The sequence below is a fragment of the Nonomuraea sp. NPDC050663 genome (assembly GCF_044456985.1).
Taxonomy (GTDB): Bacteria; Actinomycetota; Actinomycetes; order Streptosporangiales; family Streptosporangiaceae; genus Nonomuraea.
In genome coordinates this window covers 318,964-335,505 of the sequence record NZ_JBITGL010000009.1, presented here as the reverse complement: position 1 = coordinate 335,505, position 16,542 = coordinate 318,964, and the positions used below count along the sequence as shown (strand labels likewise).

Here is a 16,542-nt window from a genome sequence, read left to right as displayed (position 1 = left end):
TGGCGGCCCGTCACGCTTCGTGTCGATTCCTGGTACAGGAGAGGCGGGAGGGACGAATCCTCCACAATGGGTATATGTCCCACCCACCCCCTCAGCCTCCACCACCGCCACCTGGCAGCGGTCAGGGTTCCGGTTTCGGGCCTGGATATGGTCCGCAGCAGCCCGGCCCTCAGCAGCCCGGTCCGCCGCAGGGCCAGCCATACGGCGCACCTCAGGGCCCACCGCAAGGTCCGCCTCAAGGTCCGCCTCAGGGCCCGCCACAAGGCCCGCCTCAAGGCCCGCCAGGCCAGCCGTACGGTCCGCCGCAGGGCCGGCCGCAGGGTCCGCCGCAGGGTCCGCCGCCAGGGGCGCCCGCCGGTTACGGGTCCGCGGGTCCGAACTACGGCCTGCCTCCGGTGCAGTACACCCCTCCCCCGCCCCAGCGCTCCGGCAACGGCCTCGTGGTCGGCCTGGTGATCGGTTTCGTCGCCCTCCTGCTGGTCGGCGGCGCGGTGACCGCCTTCGTCGTGGCTCTCAGGAGCGACGCCGACCCGATCACCGTCACCTTCCCGACGCCGGATCCCACCACGGCGCCCCAGGAAACCGCCTCCCCTGAGGAGAGCGCGAGCCCCGAAGAGAGCGCGAGCCCGCAGGAGAGCGAGAGCCCGAGCCCGGAGCCCGAGGACACCACCGAGCAGCAGGGCTCCGGCAAGCGCCTGACCGTCAAGGAGTTCGGCGGCGACTGGAAGTTCCGCCTCGGCTCCACCTCCTTCCAGGCCAGCTCGGTCGGCGAGTGGGAGCACGACACCTGCGACGCGCTCGACGGCAAGGGCCGGCCGCTGTCCAAGCACAGCTGCGACCACGGCGTGGAGGTGACCTACTCGGCCTACAGCGGCGGGATCAGGGCGGCGCTCGTCGTGCTGGCCTTCCCGAGCGAGGCGCAGGCCAAGTCGGCGGAGAAGCTGATCTCCAGGGACGCCAGCGGCGCCGTGAAGTGGCGCATGGACAAGCTGCACCGCAACTGGGCCTACGGCAAGGTGCAGTGGGGCTCGACGGGCCGTTTCGTCATCGCGACGGCGGTCACCGCCGACAGCGCGAACAAGGCGAAGGCGGCCAAGTTCCAGCAGCACCTACAGGCCGACTTCAAGAACGTGTTCCTGTTCTGGTGAGGTCCAGGGCGCAGGCCGGACATGGGACCGCCCCGCCGTACCCGGGAGACGAGGTACGGCGAGGCGGGAGCCAACGGGGTCAGGCCGCCACGCTGGACGCGACCCTGGCCGGGCTGAGCGCGATGTCGAGCACCTCGCGCACGTCGCTGACGGCGTGCACGGTCAGCTCCTCCAGCACCTCCTTGGGCAGGTCGTCCAGGTCCGGCTCGTTGCGCGCCGGGATGAGGACGGTGGTGATGCCCGCGCGGTGGGCGGCCAGCAGCTTCTGCTTGACCCCGCCGATCGGCAGCACCCGCCCGGTGAGGGAGATCTCACCGGTCATCGCCACGTCGGCGCGGACCTGGCGGCCCGACAGCAGGGAGGCGAGCGCGGTGGTCAGCGTGACACCCGCCGAGGGGCCGTCCTTGGGCACGGCTCCGGCCGGGAAGTGCACGTGGACCGCGCGGTCCTTCAGCGAGCTGACGGGCAGTTCGAGCTCGGCGCCGTGGGAGCGCAGGTAGGACAGCGCGATGCGCGCCGACTCCTTCATCACGTCGCCCAGCTGGCCGGTCAGGGTCAGCCCTGTGTCGCCGGTCTCGGGGTCGGCCAGTGACGCCTCGACGTAGAGGACGTCGCCGCCCGCCCCGGTGACGGCCAGGCCGGTGGCCACGCCGGGCACCGAGGTGCGCTGCTTGGACTCCGGCAGGGACGACTCGGGCACGAAGCGCGGCCGTCCGAGGTAGTCGGTCAGCGATTCGGCGGTGACGGTGACCGGCACCGTCCCGGCGGCCGCGACCTTGCGTATCACCCTGCCGACGGCCCGCTCCAGGGAGCGCACGCCCGCCTCGCGGGTGTACTCGGCGGCCAGGCGGCGCAGCGCGTCGTCCTCGAACACGACCTCGGGCGCCTCGAACCCGGCCTGCTTGAGCTGCTTGGGCAGCAGGTGGTCGCGGGCGATGGAGACCTTCTCGTCCTCGGTGTAGCCGTCGAGCGTGACGATCTCCATCCGGTCGAGCAGCGGTCCGGGGATGGCCTCCAGCACGTTGGCGGTGGCCAGGAACAGCACGTCGGACAGGTCGAGCTCGACCTCGAGGTAGTGGTCGCGGAAGGTGTGGTTCTGCGCCGGGTCGAGCACCTCGAGCAGGGCGGCGGTGGGGTCGCCCCGGTAGTCGGCGCCGACCTTGTCGATCTCGTCGAGCAGCACGACCGGGTTCATCGAGCCGGCCTCGCGGATCGCGCGCACGATGCGGCCGGACTGCGCGCCGACGTAGGTGCGGCGGTGGCCGCGGATCTCGGCCTCGTCGCGCACGCCGCCGAGGGCGACGCGGACGAACTTGCGTCCCATGGCGCGGGCGACCGACTCGCCGAGCGAGGTCTTGCCGACTCCGGGAGGTCCGGCCAGCGCGAGGACGGCGCCGCTGCGGCGGCCGCCCACCACGCCCAGGCCCTTGTCCTGGCGGCGCTTGCGCACGGCCAGGTGCTCGATGATGCGGTCCTTGACGTCGTCGAGGCCGGTGTGGTCGGCGTCGAGGACGGCGCGCGCGCCCTCGATGTCGTAGGTGTCCTCGGAGCGCTCGTTCCAGGGGATGTCGAGCACGGTGTCGAGCCAGGTGCGGATCCACCCGGTCTCGGGCGACTGGTCGGAGGTGCGCTCGAGCTTGTCGACCTCCTTCAGCGCGGCCTCGCGGACGGCGTCGGGCAGGTCGGCGGCCTCCACGCGGGCCCGGTAGTCCTCCTCCTCGGAGGAGGTGTCGCCGTTGAGCTCGGCCAGTTCCTTGCGGACCGCGGCCAGCTGCTGGCGCAGCAGGAACTCGCGCTGCTGCTTCTCCATGCCCTCCTGGACGTCCTTGCGGATCGTCTCGGCCACGTCGAGCTCGGCCAGGTGTTCGCGTGCCCACTCGACCAGCTTGACCAGCCGCTCGCCGGGCTCGGCGGTCTCCAGCAGCTCGACCTTGCGCTCGGTCGACAGCCACGGCGCGTAGCCGGCGGTGTCGGCCAGCACGGAGGCGTCGTCGATCTGGTTGACCTGGTCGACGACCTGCCATGCCCCGCGCTTCTGCAGGATCGTGGTGGTCAGCGCCTTGTACTCCTTGACGACCTCGGGGTCGACCGGCTCGTGGTGGTCAAGCTCGATCGCCTCGACCCACAGGGCGGCGCCGGGGCCCGTGGTGCCCTGGCCGACGCGGGCACGGTTGACGCCGCGCACGACAGCGGCGGGCTCGCCCCCGGGCAGGCGCCCGACCTGCTCCACGACCGCCTGGACGCCGACCGCGCCGTACTTCCCGTCGATCCTGGGAACGAGAAGGACTCGTGGCTTGTTGCCACCGGATGCCTGAGCGGCATCGATGGCCGCCCGCACCTCGGAGTCGGAAAGGTCCAGCGGAACCACCATGCCCGGCAGGACGACCTCGTCGTCGAGCGGCAGCACCGGCAGGATCAAGCTCTCACTCATCTGAACTCCAAAGGGTTGAGTTATATGGACTCAATTCATTGGAGCCCTTCAATGTTCCCAGGCTTGAGCGTGTTCGCTGTGGGCGATCGTAATGATGTAAGCACTACCTGAGAGGGACGCGGACCACGTGGTGCGTTTCGTAGGCTCTTCAGGTGCTTTCCGCCCTTGTGCGGCCGTTCCAGCTCGCCCTGTTCACCGGCGAGGCGGACCCCCCGCCCCCGCGCTCGCGCTTCCTGCGGTTCCCGCTGCGCCGCCCGATCGGGCCCTTCCAGCACGTCGATCTGCGGCAGCTCGCGGAGTTCATCCTGGGCTGTGTGCTGTACGGCACGATGTTCAGCGACCTGCTGACCTCCAACAGGCTCGCCGCGAGCGTCGCCGGCGGGCCGTACGAGCAGCCGGAGGTCTTCCTGCACCTGGCCGCGATCTGCTGCGGCCTGCCGGTGGCCATCCGCGACCGCTACCCGCTGGCCGCCTGGCGCCTCTCGATCGTGCTGATGCCGGTGACGCTCTACGTCATGCGGGAGTTCGCCAGCGGCGGGGCGGTCCCGTACTCGGGCCAGCTGATGGTCGCCTACCTGATGGTGATGTACTCCATGGCGGCGCGCGGCGACGCGAGCGCCACCGCCGCCGCCTGGGTGATCTCGGTGCTGATGGCCTGGATCGCCCACCCCGACTCGTTGTACGCGGTGATCGGCGCGCTCTCGGTGGCGGCCCTGTTCGGCTACAACGTGCGCTCCAGGCGCCGGGCGACGGACAGGCTCGTCCAGGAGGAGCTGCGCACCCAGGTCGCCGAGGGGGCGCAGGCCGTCCTGGCCGAACGGGCCCGCATCGCGCGCGAGCTGCACGACGTCGTCGCCCACCACATGTCGGTGATCGCGATCCAGGCGGAGGCGGTGCCGCTCAAGGCCAAGGGCGACGCCAGGCAGCTCGAGGAGGGCCTGGCCGGGATCCGGGCGCTGTCGCTGGAGGCGATCGCGGAGCTGCGGCAGATCCTCGGGGTGCTGCGCGACGAGGAGGGGCGGCTGGAGACCACCCCGCAACCGGGCCTCGACCGGGTCGACGAGCTGGTCGCCAACGCCCGGGCGGCGGGGCTGGCCGTGGTGGTGAAACGATCGGGGTCGATGGAAGGGGTGCCGGTGGCGGTGGCGTTGTCGGCGTATCGCATCGTGCAGGAGTCGCTCAGCAACGTGATGCGGCACGCGCCGGGCGCGCCGGTGGCGCTCGAGCTGGTCAGGAGCCCCGGAGAGTTGCGAGTCCGCGTCGTCAACAGGCCGTCACCCGGGGACGCGGCGCCCGCGCCGGGAGGGGGCGGCGGTCACGGGCTGGCGGGCATGCGCGAGCGCGCGGCCCTGCACGGCGGGACCGTCGAGGCGGGCCCGCTGGACGACGGCGGCTTCGGCGTGCTGGCGACGCTGCGCCTGGAGGCGGCGTGATCCGGGTGCTGATCGCCGACGACCAGGGCATGGTCCGCACCGGCTTCACGGTGTTCCTGTCGACCCAGCCGGACATCGAGGTCGTCGGCGAGGCCGCCGACGGGCGCGAGGCGGTACGGCGGGCGGCCGAACTGCAGCCCGACGTGGTCCTGATGGACGTGCGCATGCCGGAGATGGACGGGCTCCAGGCGACGCGCCGCATCACCGAGGATCCGGCGATCTCGTCCAAGATCCTCATCCTGACGACCTTCGACCTCGACGACTACGTCTACGAGGCCTTGCGCGCCGGCGCCAGCGGCTTCCTGCTGAAGGACGCCTCCGCCGTCCAGCTCGCCGACGCGGTGCGCGTGGTCGCCGCCGGGGAGGCCCTGCTGGCCCCGGCGGTGACCAAGCGGCTGATCCAGGAGTTCGCCCGCCTCGGCGCGCCCCGGGCCCCTGCGATGCGCCGGCTGTCGGAGCTGACCGAGCGTGAGACCGAGGTGCTCGCGCTCATCGCCAGGGGTCTGTCGAACCAGGAGATCGCGGGCAGGCTCGTGTTGTCGGAGCAGACGGTCAAGACGCACGTCGGCCGTATCCTGGCCAAGCTGGGCCTGCGCGACCGCGCCCAGGCGATCGTCCACGCCTACGAGACGGGCCTGATCCGCCCCGGCGACTGAATGGAAGGGGCAGGGCGTCGGGCTAGAGTCTGTGCCGTGGATCCGGTCGAGCTCTTCCGCGACGTCGCCGCCTCCGTCCCCGCCTACCGCGCCTTCCTCGCCGAGCACGGAATCAGCGCCGACGAGGACGACTTCTCCCGGCTGCCGATGACGACCAAGGACAACTACACGCGCCGCCATCCGCTGCCCGACCTGTGCCGCGGCGGCGTGATCGGCGACATGATCGCGGTCTCGTCCGGCTCCACCGGCGTGCCGTCGTTCTGGCCCCGCTCGGCCCGCGACGAACAGGTCATAGCGGCGCGCTTCGCCGAGGTGTTCGACGCCTTCGAGGCCCGCTCCCGCCGTACGCTCGCGGTCGTCTGCTTCGCGCTGGGCACGTGGGTGGGCGGGCTGTTCACCCTGGCGTGCCTGCGCCACCTGGCCGAGCGCGGCTATCCCGTCACCTGCGTGGCGCCGGGCAGCGACAAGCGCGAGATCCTGCGCGTCGTTCCCGAGCTCGGGCCGCACTTCGACCAGGTGGTGCTGCTCGGGTATCCGCCCTTCCTCAAGGACGTGATCGACAGCGGCGCAGGCTGGGAGCGGTGGGACCTGAAGCTGGTGACCGCGGGCGAGGTCTTCAGCGAGGAGTGGCGCACCCTGGTCGCCGGCCGCGCCGGCATCGCCGACCCGGTGTCGGGCATCGCCTCCCTGTACGGCACCGCCGACGCGGGCGTGCTCGGCAACGAGACGCCGCTGTCGGTCGAGATCCGCCGTTTCCTGGCCTCCCGCCCCGATCTGGCGCGCGAGCTGTTCGGCTCCTCCCGGCTGCCGACCCTCGTGCAGTACGACCCGGACGTGCGCTACTTCGAGGAGCACGAGGGCACCCTGCTGTTCTCGGGCGACAACGGCATCCCGCTGGTGCGCTACCACATCGCCGACGAGGGCGGCCTGCTGACGCACGAGCGGCTGCTGTCGTTCGTGCGCGGGCACGGCTTCGAGCCCTCACGCGGCGGCACGACCATGCCCTTCGTGTACGTCTTCGGCCGCTCGCACTTCACCGTCTCCTTCTACGGCGCCAACGTCTACCCGGAGAACATCGCCGTCGGCCTGGAGCAGCCCGAGGTCAGCGCGTCGGTGACGGGCAAGTTCGTGCTGGAGGCGGTGGAGGACGCGGGCCTCGACCGCCGCCTGACCGTCACGGTCGAGCTGCGGCCGGGCCTGGACCCCGAGCCGGGGATCCGCGAGGCCGTCGGAGCGTCGATCCTGCGGCAGCTGCTGCGGCTCAACAGCGAGTACGCCGCCTACGTTCCGGAGCACCGCCGGCCGCCCGACATCGTGCTGCGCCCCGCGGGAGACCCGGAGTACTTCCCGCCGGGGGCCAAGCACCGCTACACCCGGTAGCTCTGCGGAGGGACGCGGAAGATCGCTCCCTGGCGCGATGCCCGCTACACACGGCGGTTCGTAGCGTCGCCGCATGCTCCGTCTGCTGTGCGTCACCGTCCTGCTCGCCCAGGCGCTCGCCACGCCGCCCGGTTCCGGCGACCGGCTGGTCAGGGTCTACGGCGACCTGGCGACCGCCGACCGGGTCGCGGTCATCGTGCCCGGCGCCGACACCACCGCGGCCACGTTCGAGTCCTCCTTCCGCCGTCCCGGCGGGGCGGCGCGGGCGCTGCTGGCCGAGGCGGACCGGCTCCAGCCCGGCCACCGGCTGGCGGTGGTGGCCTGGCTCGGTTACGACAGTCCCGCGACGGTGAGCGTGCGGGCGCTCACCGACGCCGCCGCGCGCAAGGGGTACGCGGCGCTGCGCACGACCGTCGAGCGGTTACCGCGCGTGCCGGTGACGCTGCTGTGCCACAGCTACGGCTCAGCGGTGTGCGCGGGGGCGCGCGTGCCCGGCGCCCGGGTGGTCGCCTTCGGCAGCCCCGGCCTGGGCGACGTGCGGGTGCCCGACCTGTGGGCGGGGCGCGGCGAGGCCGACTGGATCCGGTTCGTGCCGCACATCAAGATCGGGGTGCTCGGCTTCGGGGCCGACCCGATGGCGCCGGGCGGCGGCGCCCGCCTGTTCGACGCGGGGCCGGGCGGCCACAGCGACTACTTCAGGCCCGGCACGCTCTCCCTGCGCAACCTGGCGCTGCTCGCCCTCGGACGGACCGGCGAGGTCACGCTCGAGAAGGCGGCGCGCTCGTGAGCGGGCTGGCCGAGACGATCGCGCTGCGCACCCCGCCGACGCGCGACCGGGCACTCGACGCGATGCGCGCGCTGGCGATCTTCGGCGTGGTCGCCGGCCATTGGATGGGCAGCGCCTGGTCGCCCACCCTCCGGATCTCCAGCCCGCTCGTGTTCATGCCCGAGCTGGTGCCGCTGACCTGGCTCTTCCAGATGCTGGCCGTCTTCTTCCTGGTCGGCGGCTACGTGGCCGCCCGCGGAGCGCACGACGCGGCCTGGGTGGGCGCGCGGATGCGCAGGCTGCTGACGCCCGTTCTGCCGCTGCTGGCGGTGTGGGCGGCCGCGCTGGCGATCGCCGCGCCGTGGGTGCCCTACCGCACGTTGCGGGCCTTCGCGCTGCCCGCGCTGGGGCCGCTGTGGTTCCTGGCGGTGTTCGCGGCGCTGACCGCGCTGACGCCCTGGCTGGTCAAGCTGGTCCGCGTACGGCACGCGGTCTGGCTCGTCGTGGCGCTCGTCGCCGTGGTCGACGTGGGGCGCTTCATGGTCGCGCCGTGGCTCGGGTGGGTGAACGTGGGGGCGGCCTGGCTGGTGCCGTACCTGCTGGGTCTGGTCTGGGCCCGCGACGGGCTGAGCAGGCGCGCGGCCGGGTGGATCGCGGCGGGCGGCGCGCTGGCCACCGTGGCGCTGGTCGGCTGGTTCGGCTATCCGGCGAGCATGGTCGGGGTGACCGGCGCGCGGGTGTCGAACCTGTCGCCGCCCACGCTGGCCGCGGTCACGTTCGGGCTGGCGCAGGCGGGCCTCGCGGTGCTCGTGCGCCCCGCGCTCGGGCGGCTGATGCGGCGCCCGCGCCTGTGGGCCGTCGTGGCGCTGGCCAACCTGCACGCCATGCGGGTGTTCGTGTGGCACATGACGGTGCTGGTCGCGGTGGTGGTGCTGTTCGGCCTGTACGGCACGCCGTCGACGTGGTCGTGGCTCGGATCCCGGCTGCTCCTGGTCGTGGCTCTGGCGTCGGCGGCGGTTTTGATGACATGGTGTCGTCAACGGTTTGACTTCGGGCGGCGTTCTTTGTGACACTTCGTCATATAACTGTCTCGCACGTTGGAGTCACGCCATGCCGTTCGCCGAGGACCTCAAGAACGCCACCTGGAGCGATCACTCGTCGGCGGAGGGCGAGGGCTACCTCGACCTGCTGATGGGCGGCAAGCTCAGCGAGCGTGAGTACGGCGAGATGGTCGCCCAGCACTACTTCTGCTACCTGGCGCTCGACGCCGCCTCCCGCCGCCTGGCCGACCACCCCGTCGCCGGCCGCTTCGTCTTCCCCGAGCTCTACCGGGAGGAGGCGCTCGTGCGCGACCTGGTCACCGTCTACGGGCCCGACTGGGAGTCGCGGATCGCCCCCTCCAAGTCGACCCGCACCCTCATGGCCCGCATCGAGCAGGTCTCCGACTGGCCGGGCGGCTACGTCGCCCACCACTACACGCGCTACATGGGCGACCTGTCCGGCGGCCAGTTCATCCGGATGGAGCTGCAGAAGATCTACGGCTACGGCAAGGGCGGCGGCGTCGACTTCTACTTCTTCGACGAGGTCGGCAGCCTGCCGCGCTTCAAGAACGAGTATCGCGCCAGGCTCGACGCCCTCGATCCCGACGAGGCGGAGGCCAAGCGCATCATCAAGGAGACCAAGCTGGCCTACCAGCTCAACTCCGAGGTGCTCGGGGAGCTGCTGCACGTGGTCAGGGCCGCGGCCTAGACTGGTCAGATGCCCAGGATCTCCGCCGCCACGATCGGCGAGCACCGCGCCCAGACGCGCGACCGCATTCTGCAGGCGGTCTCGCGGCTGTCGCGGGTCCAGGGCATCGACGCCATCTCCATGACCGACGTGGCCTCCGAGGCTGGCATCACCCGCACGGTGCTCTACAACTACTACCCCGACAAGGCCGCGCTGCTGCTGGCCTTCACCGAGCGGGTGACGCAGTACTTCCTCGAGAGCTTCACCCGCGAGCTGCCCGACGACGCCGCTCCCGGCGAGCGGCTCCAGGCGTTCATCCGGCTGCAGCTGGCCGGGCTGCTGGCCCACCCGCACCCCGGCGCCGCCGACCTGTCGGCCACCCTCGGGCCCGACGCCTACCAGCAGCTCGCCGACCACGTCGCGCCGATGCAGCGGGTCCTGGTCGAGATCATCGAGGCCGGGGTCGAGTCGGGCGAGTTCCACGCCCCCGACGTCGGGGCGACCGCGCGCATGATCCTCGCCGTCATCGGCGCCGAGCGGGTGCCGCTGATCAGCGGCACCATCTCCCTCGACGACGCCTCCGGCATGGTCTCCGGCTTCATCCTGCGGGCCCTGGCCCGCTGACTCACGCCCCGGCGTAGGCCTGCGCCTGCGCGGTGTAGAGACGCGCGTAGGTCCCACCCGAGGCCAGCAGGTCGGCGTGGGCGCCCTGCTCGGCGATCCTGCCCTCCTCGATGACCACGATGCGGTCGGCCATCGTCACGGTCGAGAAGCGGTGGGAGACGATCACGGTGACCGCGCCCTGCTCCCTGGCCGCCTGCCTGGCCTGCGCCGTGAAAATCTCGAACAGCTCGTGCTCGGCCTGCGGGTCCAGCGCCGAGGTCGGCTCGTCGAGGATCAGCAGCAAGGGTTTCCTCCGCATCATGCCGCGCGCCAGGGCGAGCTTCTGCCACTGGCCGAACGACAGGTCGGCGCCCTGGAAGAGGGTGCCGAGCTGGGTGTCGAGCCCTCCGGGCAGCCGGTCCACCAGCGGCTGGGCGCCCGCGCGCTCGACGGCGGCGGCCACCGCCTCGTGGTCGTCGATGCGCGGCAGGTCGCCGGCGCCGACGTTCTCCCTGACCAGCAGCTGCAGGCGGGCGAAGTCCTGGAAGACGCCGGCGCAGCGGTCGGCCCACCGGCGGGCGTCGAGCCCGGCCAGCGGCGTGCCGTCGGCGGAGATGACGCCGCCGTCGGGGCGGTACATGCCGGTGAGCAGCTTGATCATGGTGGTCTTGCCCGCGCCGTTGATGCCGACCAGGGCGACCGTGCTGCCGGCGGGCAGGTCCAGGTCGATGCCCGACAGGACCGGCGTGTCCGTGCCCGGGTAGGTGAAGGAGACGTCGCGCAGGCTGATGCCCTCGGCCAGCCGGTCGGGAGGGGCCTGGCCACCCGTCGTGAACGCCGCGCCGTACTCCTTGAGCCACCGGTAGTGGCCGGTGACGTGCCCGGCGTCGGCGACCATGGTGTAGCCCTGCATGATGTTCTGGATCTGCTGGCTGAGCGCCGCCGACAGGGAGATGATCAGCACCAGGTCGCCGAGTCCCGCGCTGCCCTGGGCGTACATGGACAGCGCCAGGGCCAGCGCGCCACCCAGTCCGGCCAGCAGGATCGTCCAGCCGATCGCCTCGCGTGCCACCACGCGGGCCCGGCCCCTGACCCACGCCCGCGACGTCTCCTCCCACAACGCTCCGGCCCTGCGTGAGAGCTCGGGGCCGCTGCCGGCGATCCGCAGCTCCTTGGCGGGCTCGGGGCGCAGGCACATCTCGTGCAGCTGGCGCTCGTGCCGCTCCGGCTCCGCCGTCTCGTCGCGCAGCAGCCGCTGGGTCTGGTTGCCCTTGCGGGCCAGCAGGAAGAGGGGTACGGCGAAGCAGGCCAGCACCGGCATGGCCGGATGAACCCCGGCCAGCAGCCACAGGCTCCCCACGAGGGCGATCGCCGCCCCCGTCATGCCCGCGGCGAACCACACCGCCGAGGCCAGCGCCCAGGTGCCGCGGCGCAGGTTGGTCACCCGGTCCAGGAAGTCGGGACGCTCCAGGTGCTCCAGCGTGGGGATCCCGGCCGCCAGCGCGAGCACCTCGTGGTCGAGCTCGCGCGCCACGCGCACCCGCAGGTCCTGGCGGATCTCACCCTGGATGCGCATCAAGGTGAAGGTGCCCGCGTAGGCGAGCACGCCCAGCGCCGCGGCCAGCCAGATCCCGGCGGGCGAACCCTCGCCCGCCGCGTCGATGGCAAGGCGCTGGCTGCTGGCCAGCAGCGCGGCGGAGCCGGAGATCAGCACGATCATCACCAGGTTGATCACGGTGATCACCGGGGCGACACGCCACGCCAGGGCGAAGGTGTGCCGGTAGACCATGAGCAGGTCCTTCACGTGGTCGCCTCCGCGAATCGTGCCGCCTGCAGCCGCCACAGCCCGGCATAGGTGCCCTCCCGCCGGAGGAGCTCGTCATGGGAGCCGGACTCGGTGATCCGGCCGCCGTCCAGGACGACGATGCGGTCGGCGCCCCTGATCGTGGACAGGCGGTGGGAGATCAGGACGACCGCGATGCCGCGCGCCCTGGCGCCCCTGACGACCTTCTCGAAGAACTCGATCTCGGCGCTGACGTCGAGGTTGGCCGTGGGCTCGTCGAGGATGATCAGATCGCGGCCGTGCGCCGTGGCGTACAGGGTGCGGGCGATGGCCAGGCGCTGCCACTGGCCGCCCGACAGGTCACGCCCGCCGGTGCCGGTGCGCCACAGCTGGTCGTCGAGGCCCGTCCTGACGCCCGCCTGCCGTACCGCCTCCAGGACGGACGCCTCGTCGGCGGCCAGCTCGGGCGCGCCGAGGACGACGTTGTCGCGGGCGGTGGCCGGGTAGCGCAGGAAGTCCTGGTAGACCACGCTGAGGCGGCGCCGCCAGGCGTCGACGTCGCAGTCCTTCAGGTCGCGGCCGTCGACCAGGACCCGGCCATCCGTCGGTTCGTAGAGCCCGGCCAGGAGCTTGGTCAGGGTGGTCTTGCCCGCGCCGTTGACGCCGACGACCGCCAGGACCTCGCCGGGGTTCACGGTCAGCTCCAGGTCACGCAGGACCGGGCGCTCGCCGCCGGGATAGCGGAAGCCCACACCGTCGAAGCGCACCGCCGCGGTCGTGATCGCGGGCGCGACCGGCTCGGGGCGCGAGCCGTACGCCTCCGAGAGCCGGTCCACGGCCTGGACCGCGCCCTTGCCGTACTCGATGTCGAACGTTTCTGTGCCGACCGGGGTGATCTCGAAGATGCCGAACGCGGCGACCAGGCAGGTGGCCAGGACCGCTGGGGTGATCGACCCGGCGGCGGCGGCCAGCCCCGGCACCAGGAAGGCCGTGGCGGCGCTGGCCACCGCGATCACCGCGGTCAGCCCCTGGCGGCGCAGGATGCTGCGGCGCAGCGCCCACATCGGCGAGCGCAGGTCCCAGTGCGCGGAGGCTCGGCGCATCACGATCCAGTCGGCCAGGCCGAACAGCCGGATCTCCTTGGCCGCCTCCAGTCCGGCCGCCACCTCGTCGAGGTAGTCGAGCCGCCGCTGGCCGGGCGCCAGGGTGTCGCCGTAGCTGACGAAGTAGCTCCACTGGCGGCGCTGGACGGCCCGGCTGAACAGCGAGGCCGCCAGCAGGAACAGGGCCAGCCACGGGTACCAGGCGGCCAGCACCAGCGCCGAGAGCGCGGCGGCCAGCACGCGTCCGGCCAGGAACACGTTGGAGAAGGCGGCGGCGCCCGATGAGCGCACCATCCACCCCTCGGCGATTTCGCTCGCGCGCAGCGCGTCGTCCTGGAAGCGGGACTCCTCCAGGTGCGCGATGGTCCGCGGGGCCAGGGCGATCGCGCGCAGCCTGGCGCGCAGGGCGCCGTCGATGCGCCGGGTCGCGCCGGTCATCACGAGCTGGACCAGCGGCAGCGACAGGCGGCTGAGCAGGAGCGCGCCCAGGAGCCCGAGCAGGGCGGGGACGGCGTCGCGGCCTTCGGTGACGCGCGTGACCAGCTCGCCGGTCATCAGGGCGATCGCCGGGGTGCCCACGACCCACAGGCTCACCGCGCCGAACTGCGCGGCCACGTAGCCGCGCCCGGCCAGGGGGAGGAGGCGGAGGAGACGGAGTCGTTCGGAGAGCTGGGTGCGGAGTTCTGAGGGGTGCAGGGCGCCCAAGCCGCGCCTTGGGTCTGGAATGTCCACTTAGCTCCTATTAAAACGTTTCAATAGGCTTGGTAGATCAATGTAGCCCATCAACCCGTCGCAGAGCGACCCCGCTTTTGTCGGTGCCGATCTGTAGCTTCTCGATCAGACGATCGAAAGGAGCACGGCCTTGTACCGTCAGGGAGACATCCTCATCGTGCCGGTCGCCGAGGAAGAGGTGCCCCGCCAGCTGCCGGTGGCATCCCGCGACGCCCGCGGCCGCCTCGTCCTGGCCCTCGGCGAGGCCACCGGCCACGCCCACGCCATCCCCGGACCCGGCACGCTGCTGACGGGCAGGCGAGGGGAGTTCCTGCACCTGCCGGCGGGCGGACGGCTCGTGCACGAGGAGCACGACCCGATCTCGCTGCCCAGCGGGTGGTTCCGCGTCTTACGGCAGCGCGAATACGTGCCGGGCGACTACCAGCGGTTCGTCGCCGACTGACCCACCGAGCGGCGCGCCCCGTTCCACCCACTCCCCCTGCCATGGCCGATGGCCGCGGGTCCACCCCGCTGCGGCCGACGACGGCAAGTCCACCACCCCGCCGCGGCCGATGTCGGCGGGTCCACCATCCCCCAAGGACGCTCATGACCTCCCCCGCACTCTCCCCCGAGTTGGCCGCGCTCCTGACCGAGGCCGCCGAGCGTTGGGAGCGGATCGCATACACCACGGGCCCGGCCGACCGCCGGGCGGCCGAGGCGGGCGTGCGCGCCGCCTACCGCAGCGCGGGCCTGGCCGAGCCGGAGCACTTCCTGTGGTTCGACTCCCCCGCCCAGGCGACGCTCGCCGCAATGGCCCTCGGCGGCGACACCGCCGCCCACCGTCTTGCCGCCGCCGCCGGCCTGCCCACCGGCCTGACCGGCATTACGCCCGGCCGCTGTGTCCTCGATGTCGTGCGCACCCGTCCCTGGCAGCGGGCGCGCGCCGAAGCCGCCGCCCTCCTCGGTCCCGCGGGCTGGGCCGCAGCCTGGTCCCTCACCGGCGGCGTGCTCTGGCCCACCGTCAACCGCCTCACCGACGACATCCGCCGAGCCGTCGGCCGCATCCTGCCCGGCGACGACATCGAGCCCCTGCTCCGCCGCGCGACACTCGACGCCGTGCACGGCCAGCACGACGCCGCATGGTTGGCCCTCTTCGACGCCCTCGCCACGCCCTCCCAGGAAGACGTCCTGGCGCCGCCCCTGCTCGACCCCGCCCCGCTCCGCGGCCTGATGCTCGCGTCCAAGGCGGCGGGCTGGTGGTGGCCGTTCGAGCACGTGGTCCTCATGTGCGAACGCCCTACTGAACTCCACCGTGACGACCTCGGCCGCCTCCACCACGCCACCGGCCCCGCGCTGGCCTACCCCGACGGCTTCGCCCTCCACGCCTGGCACGGCATGCCCGTCCCCCAGGAGTTCGGCCGGAGCATGGCCGACCTGTCGGCCGACCGCATCAGCCAGGAAGGCAACGCGGAGCTGCGCCGCGTGATGCTGGAGAGCTTCGGCTTCGACCGCTACATCGCCGAGGCCGGGGCGAAGAGGATGCACTCCGACGCCACGGGGGTGTTGTGGCACGCGGAGTTCGCCGACGACGAGCCGCTGGTGATGGTCGAGGTGCTCAACTCCACACCGGAGCCCGACGGCAGCACCCGCACGTACTTCCTGCGGGTGCCCCCGTGGGTGCGCACCGCCCGCGAGGGTGTGGCCTGGACGTTCGGCCTCAGCTCCGACGACTACGCACCGCAACAGCAGACGTAGGCGCCGTTCGCCCGCTCACCCGCGCGGCCAGGCGGCCGGGACTCGCTCCAGCACTCCTCCGGCGAAGACCCGGTAAAGGTCGAGCGGCTCCAGATGCACGTAGCCGATGTGGCAGTCGCACACCGCGAGCGGGCAGGGCCGGGGACGCAGGGCACGCAGGGCGGTGCCGTCGTACAGGTTCCCCAGCGCCTCCGGCACGAAGTGGCATCGCCGTACGAGCCCGTCGCCGTCGACCGACACGACGCTGTGCCCGGTACGGCAGGGCAGGCCGAGACTGCGGTGAGGCGTGCGGCTGAAGCCGAAGAGCGGGTCGAGCTCTGTCCAGGTGGCCGCTTCCCCGTCGGTGTAGGAGTGACCTTCCGCCGCATTGACCCACAGGTAGACCGAGGGCGGGAGGTCGGCGCGCAGCCTGCGTGCGGCCTCCAGGTGCTCGGGCAGCCCCACGACGCCCACGCTGAAACGGGTCCCACGCTCGACGAGTTCGCGACATTTGGCGAGGAAGCGGGCGTACGCGACCTGGCCGGGGTGGTAGGTGACCCAGAGGGCCAGGGTGGCCGGATCGGCGTCGGCGAGCCAGTCGAGGCGGGTGCCGAGGTTGGTCTGGATGGCGACGGTCGCGATGTGCGGCGCGTGGCTCAGCTCGACCATGGCGCGCCGGTACCACGATCGCACCAGACCCTCGCCCCACGGGGTGAACAGCACGGAGATGGGGAACTCCTGCGCTCCGGCCCAGTCCGTGAAGCGCTCCAGCGCCGCCCGGTCGGCGCGCAGCCGCTCAGGGCTGTCGCGGCGCTTGGCGAAGGGACAGTAGGGGCAGTCGTAGTCGCAGCTGGCCAGGGGGCCGCGGTAGAGGATGGTGAGCTCCTCGCGCCGAGCAGTGGCCCTGCGGGCGCGCTCGTCGCCACTCCCACGTTCGTCGCCACTCCCACGTTCGTCGCCGAGCCCGCGTTCGTCGCCACTCCCGCGTTGGTCACCGCTCCCACGTTCGTCGCCCATCCCGCGTCCGTCGCCGAGCCGCTCAGACCCGGGGTCCGTCGTCCGTGGG

Annotated in this window: 14 protein-coding genes; 10 read left to right on the top strand and 4 right to left on the bottom strand. The window is 72.3% G+C overall.

Translation table 11 applies throughout. The features are described from left to right. Nucleotides 1-395 precede the first annotated feature (395 nt). Entirely contained in the window at nucleotides 396-1,148 is a 753-nt protein-coding gene (locus ACIBH1_RS28710; RefSeq protein WP_397317055.1) for a hypothetical protein, read from the top strand. A gap of 79 nt (nucleotides 1,149-1,227) precedes the next feature. Here the strand turns inward: ACIBH1_RS28710 and lon are convergent, their stop codons facing one another. Continuing rightward, a complete protein-coding gene (lon, locus tag ACIBH1_RS28705; protein ID WP_397317054.1) occupies nucleotides 1,228-3,579 on the bottom strand; it encodes an endopeptidase La in 2,352 nt (783 codons plus the stop codon). Between the two features lie 152 nt (nucleotides 3,580-3,731). Here lon and ACIBH1_RS28700 point away from each other — a divergent pair, with 152 nt between their 5' ends. From ACIBH1_RS28700 to ACIBH1_RS28670, 7 genes are all read left to right on the top strand, one after another. Continuing rightward, a complete protein-coding gene (locus tag ACIBH1_RS28700; RefSeq protein WP_397317053.1) occupies nucleotides 3,732-5,012 on the top strand; it encodes a sensor histidine kinase in 1,281 nt (426 codons plus the stop codon). Beyond that, nucleotides 5,009-5,668 (top strand): response regulator, encoded by a 660-nt coding sequence (locus ACIBH1_RS28695; RefSeq protein ID WP_397317052.1) that lies wholly within the window; start codon nucleotides 5,009-5,011, stop codon nucleotides 5,666-5,668. Before ACIBH1_RS28700 ends, ACIBH1_RS28695 begins: the two co-directional genes overlap by 4 nt. Before the next feature lie 36 nt (nucleotides 5,669-5,704). Continuing rightward, on the top strand, nucleotides 5,705-7,048 hold the full coding sequence (locus tag ACIBH1_RS28690; RefSeq protein ID WP_397317051.1) for a phenylacetate--CoA ligase family protein: 1,344 nt from the start codon (nucleotides 5,705-5,707) through the stop codon (nucleotides 7,046-7,048). 73 nt (nucleotides 7,049-7,121) lie between these two features. After that, entirely contained in the window at nucleotides 7,122-7,835 is a 714-nt protein-coding gene (locus ACIBH1_RS28685; RefSeq protein ID WP_397317050.1) for an alpha/beta hydrolase, read from the top strand. Beyond that, nucleotides 7,832-8,884 (top strand): acyltransferase, encoded by a 1,053-nt coding sequence (locus tag ACIBH1_RS28680; protein WP_397317049.1) that lies wholly within the window; start codon nucleotides 7,832-7,834, stop codon nucleotides 8,882-8,884. Before ACIBH1_RS28685 ends, ACIBH1_RS28680 begins: the two co-directional genes overlap by 4 nt. A 40-nt stretch (nucleotides 8,885-8,924) precedes the next feature. Further along, a complete protein-coding gene (locus ACIBH1_RS28675; RefSeq protein ID WP_397317048.1) occupies nucleotides 8,925-9,563 on the top strand; it encodes a heme oxygenase (biliverdin-producing) in 639 nt (212 codons plus the stop codon). Between the two features lie 9 nt (nucleotides 9,564-9,572). Next, nucleotides 9,573-10,166: a TetR/AcrR family transcriptional regulator gene (locus ACIBH1_RS28670; protein WP_397317047.1), complete on the top strand. Its 594-nt coding sequence runs from the start codon at nucleotides 9,573-9,575 to the stop codon at nucleotides 10,164-10,166. Between the two features lies 1 nt (nucleotide 10,167). Here the strand turns inward: ACIBH1_RS28670 and ACIBH1_RS28665 are convergent, their stop codons facing one another. Together ACIBH1_RS28665 and ACIBH1_RS28660 are read right to left on the bottom strand one after the other, a co-directional pair. Then, nucleotides 10,168-11,949 (bottom strand): ABC transporter ATP-binding protein, encoded by a 1,782-nt coding sequence (locus ACIBH1_RS28665; RefSeq protein WP_397317046.1) that lies wholly within the window; start codon nucleotides 11,947-11,949, stop codon nucleotides 10,168-10,170. Then, the gene (locus tag ACIBH1_RS28660; protein WP_397317045.1) at nucleotides 11,946-13,763 is read right to left on the bottom strand and encodes an ABC transporter ATP-binding protein; all 1,818 of its coding nucleotides are present in this window, start codon (nucleotides 13,761-13,763) and stop codon (nucleotides 11,946-11,948) included. Before ACIBH1_RS28660 ends, ACIBH1_RS28665 begins: the two co-directional genes overlap by 4 nt. A 130-nt stretch (nucleotides 13,764-13,893) precedes the next feature. Between ACIBH1_RS28660 and ACIBH1_RS28655 the strand changes: the two genes are divergently transcribed. Next, nucleotides 13,894-14,205 carry a hypothetical protein gene (locus ACIBH1_RS28655; protein WP_397317044.1) on the top strand — a complete coding sequence of 104 codons (312 nt, stop codon included), beginning with the start codon at nucleotides 13,894-13,896 and terminating at the stop codon, nucleotides 14,203-14,205. Between the two features lie 143 nt (nucleotides 14,206-14,348). Then, nucleotides 14,349-15,497 (top strand): DUF6745 domain-containing protein, encoded by a 1,149-nt coding sequence (locus tag ACIBH1_RS28650; RefSeq protein ID WP_397317043.1) that lies wholly within the window; start codon nucleotides 14,349-14,351, stop codon nucleotides 15,495-15,497. Nucleotides 15,498-15,512: 15 nt separating this feature from the next. Here ACIBH1_RS28650 and ACIBH1_RS28645 read toward each other — a convergent pair whose 3' ends face one another. After that, the gene (locus ACIBH1_RS28645) at nucleotides 15,513-16,352 is read right to left on the bottom strand and encodes an STM4011 family radical SAM protein (RefSeq protein WP_397317115.1); all 840 of its coding nucleotides are present in this window, start codon (nucleotides 16,350-16,352) and stop codon (nucleotides 15,513-15,515) included. Between the last annotated feature and the right edge of the window lie 190 nt (nucleotides 16,353-16,542).

Excerpts from the sequence above, each read along its gene's own strand:
- ACIBH1_RS28675 (WP_397317048.1), top strand. The coding sequence starts at position 8,925 with ATGCCGTTCGCCGAGGACCTCAAGAACGCCACCTGGAGCGATCACTCG.
- ACIBH1_RS28650 (WP_397317043.1), top strand. The coding sequence starts at position 14,349 with ATGACCTCCCCCGCACTCTCCCCCGAGTTGGCCGCGCTCCTGACCGAG.
- lon (WP_397317054.1), bottom strand. The coding sequence starts at position 3,579 with ATGAGTGAGAGCTTGATCCTGCCGGTGCTGCCGCTCGACGACGAGGTC.
- ACIBH1_RS28685 (WP_397317050.1), top strand. The coding sequence starts at position 7,122 with ATGCTCCGTCTGCTGTGCGTCACCGTCCTGCTCGCCCAGGCGCTCGCC.
- ACIBH1_RS28670 (WP_397317047.1), top strand. The coding sequence starts at position 9,573 with ATGCCCAGGATCTCCGCCGCCACGATCGGCGAGCACCGCGCCCAGACG.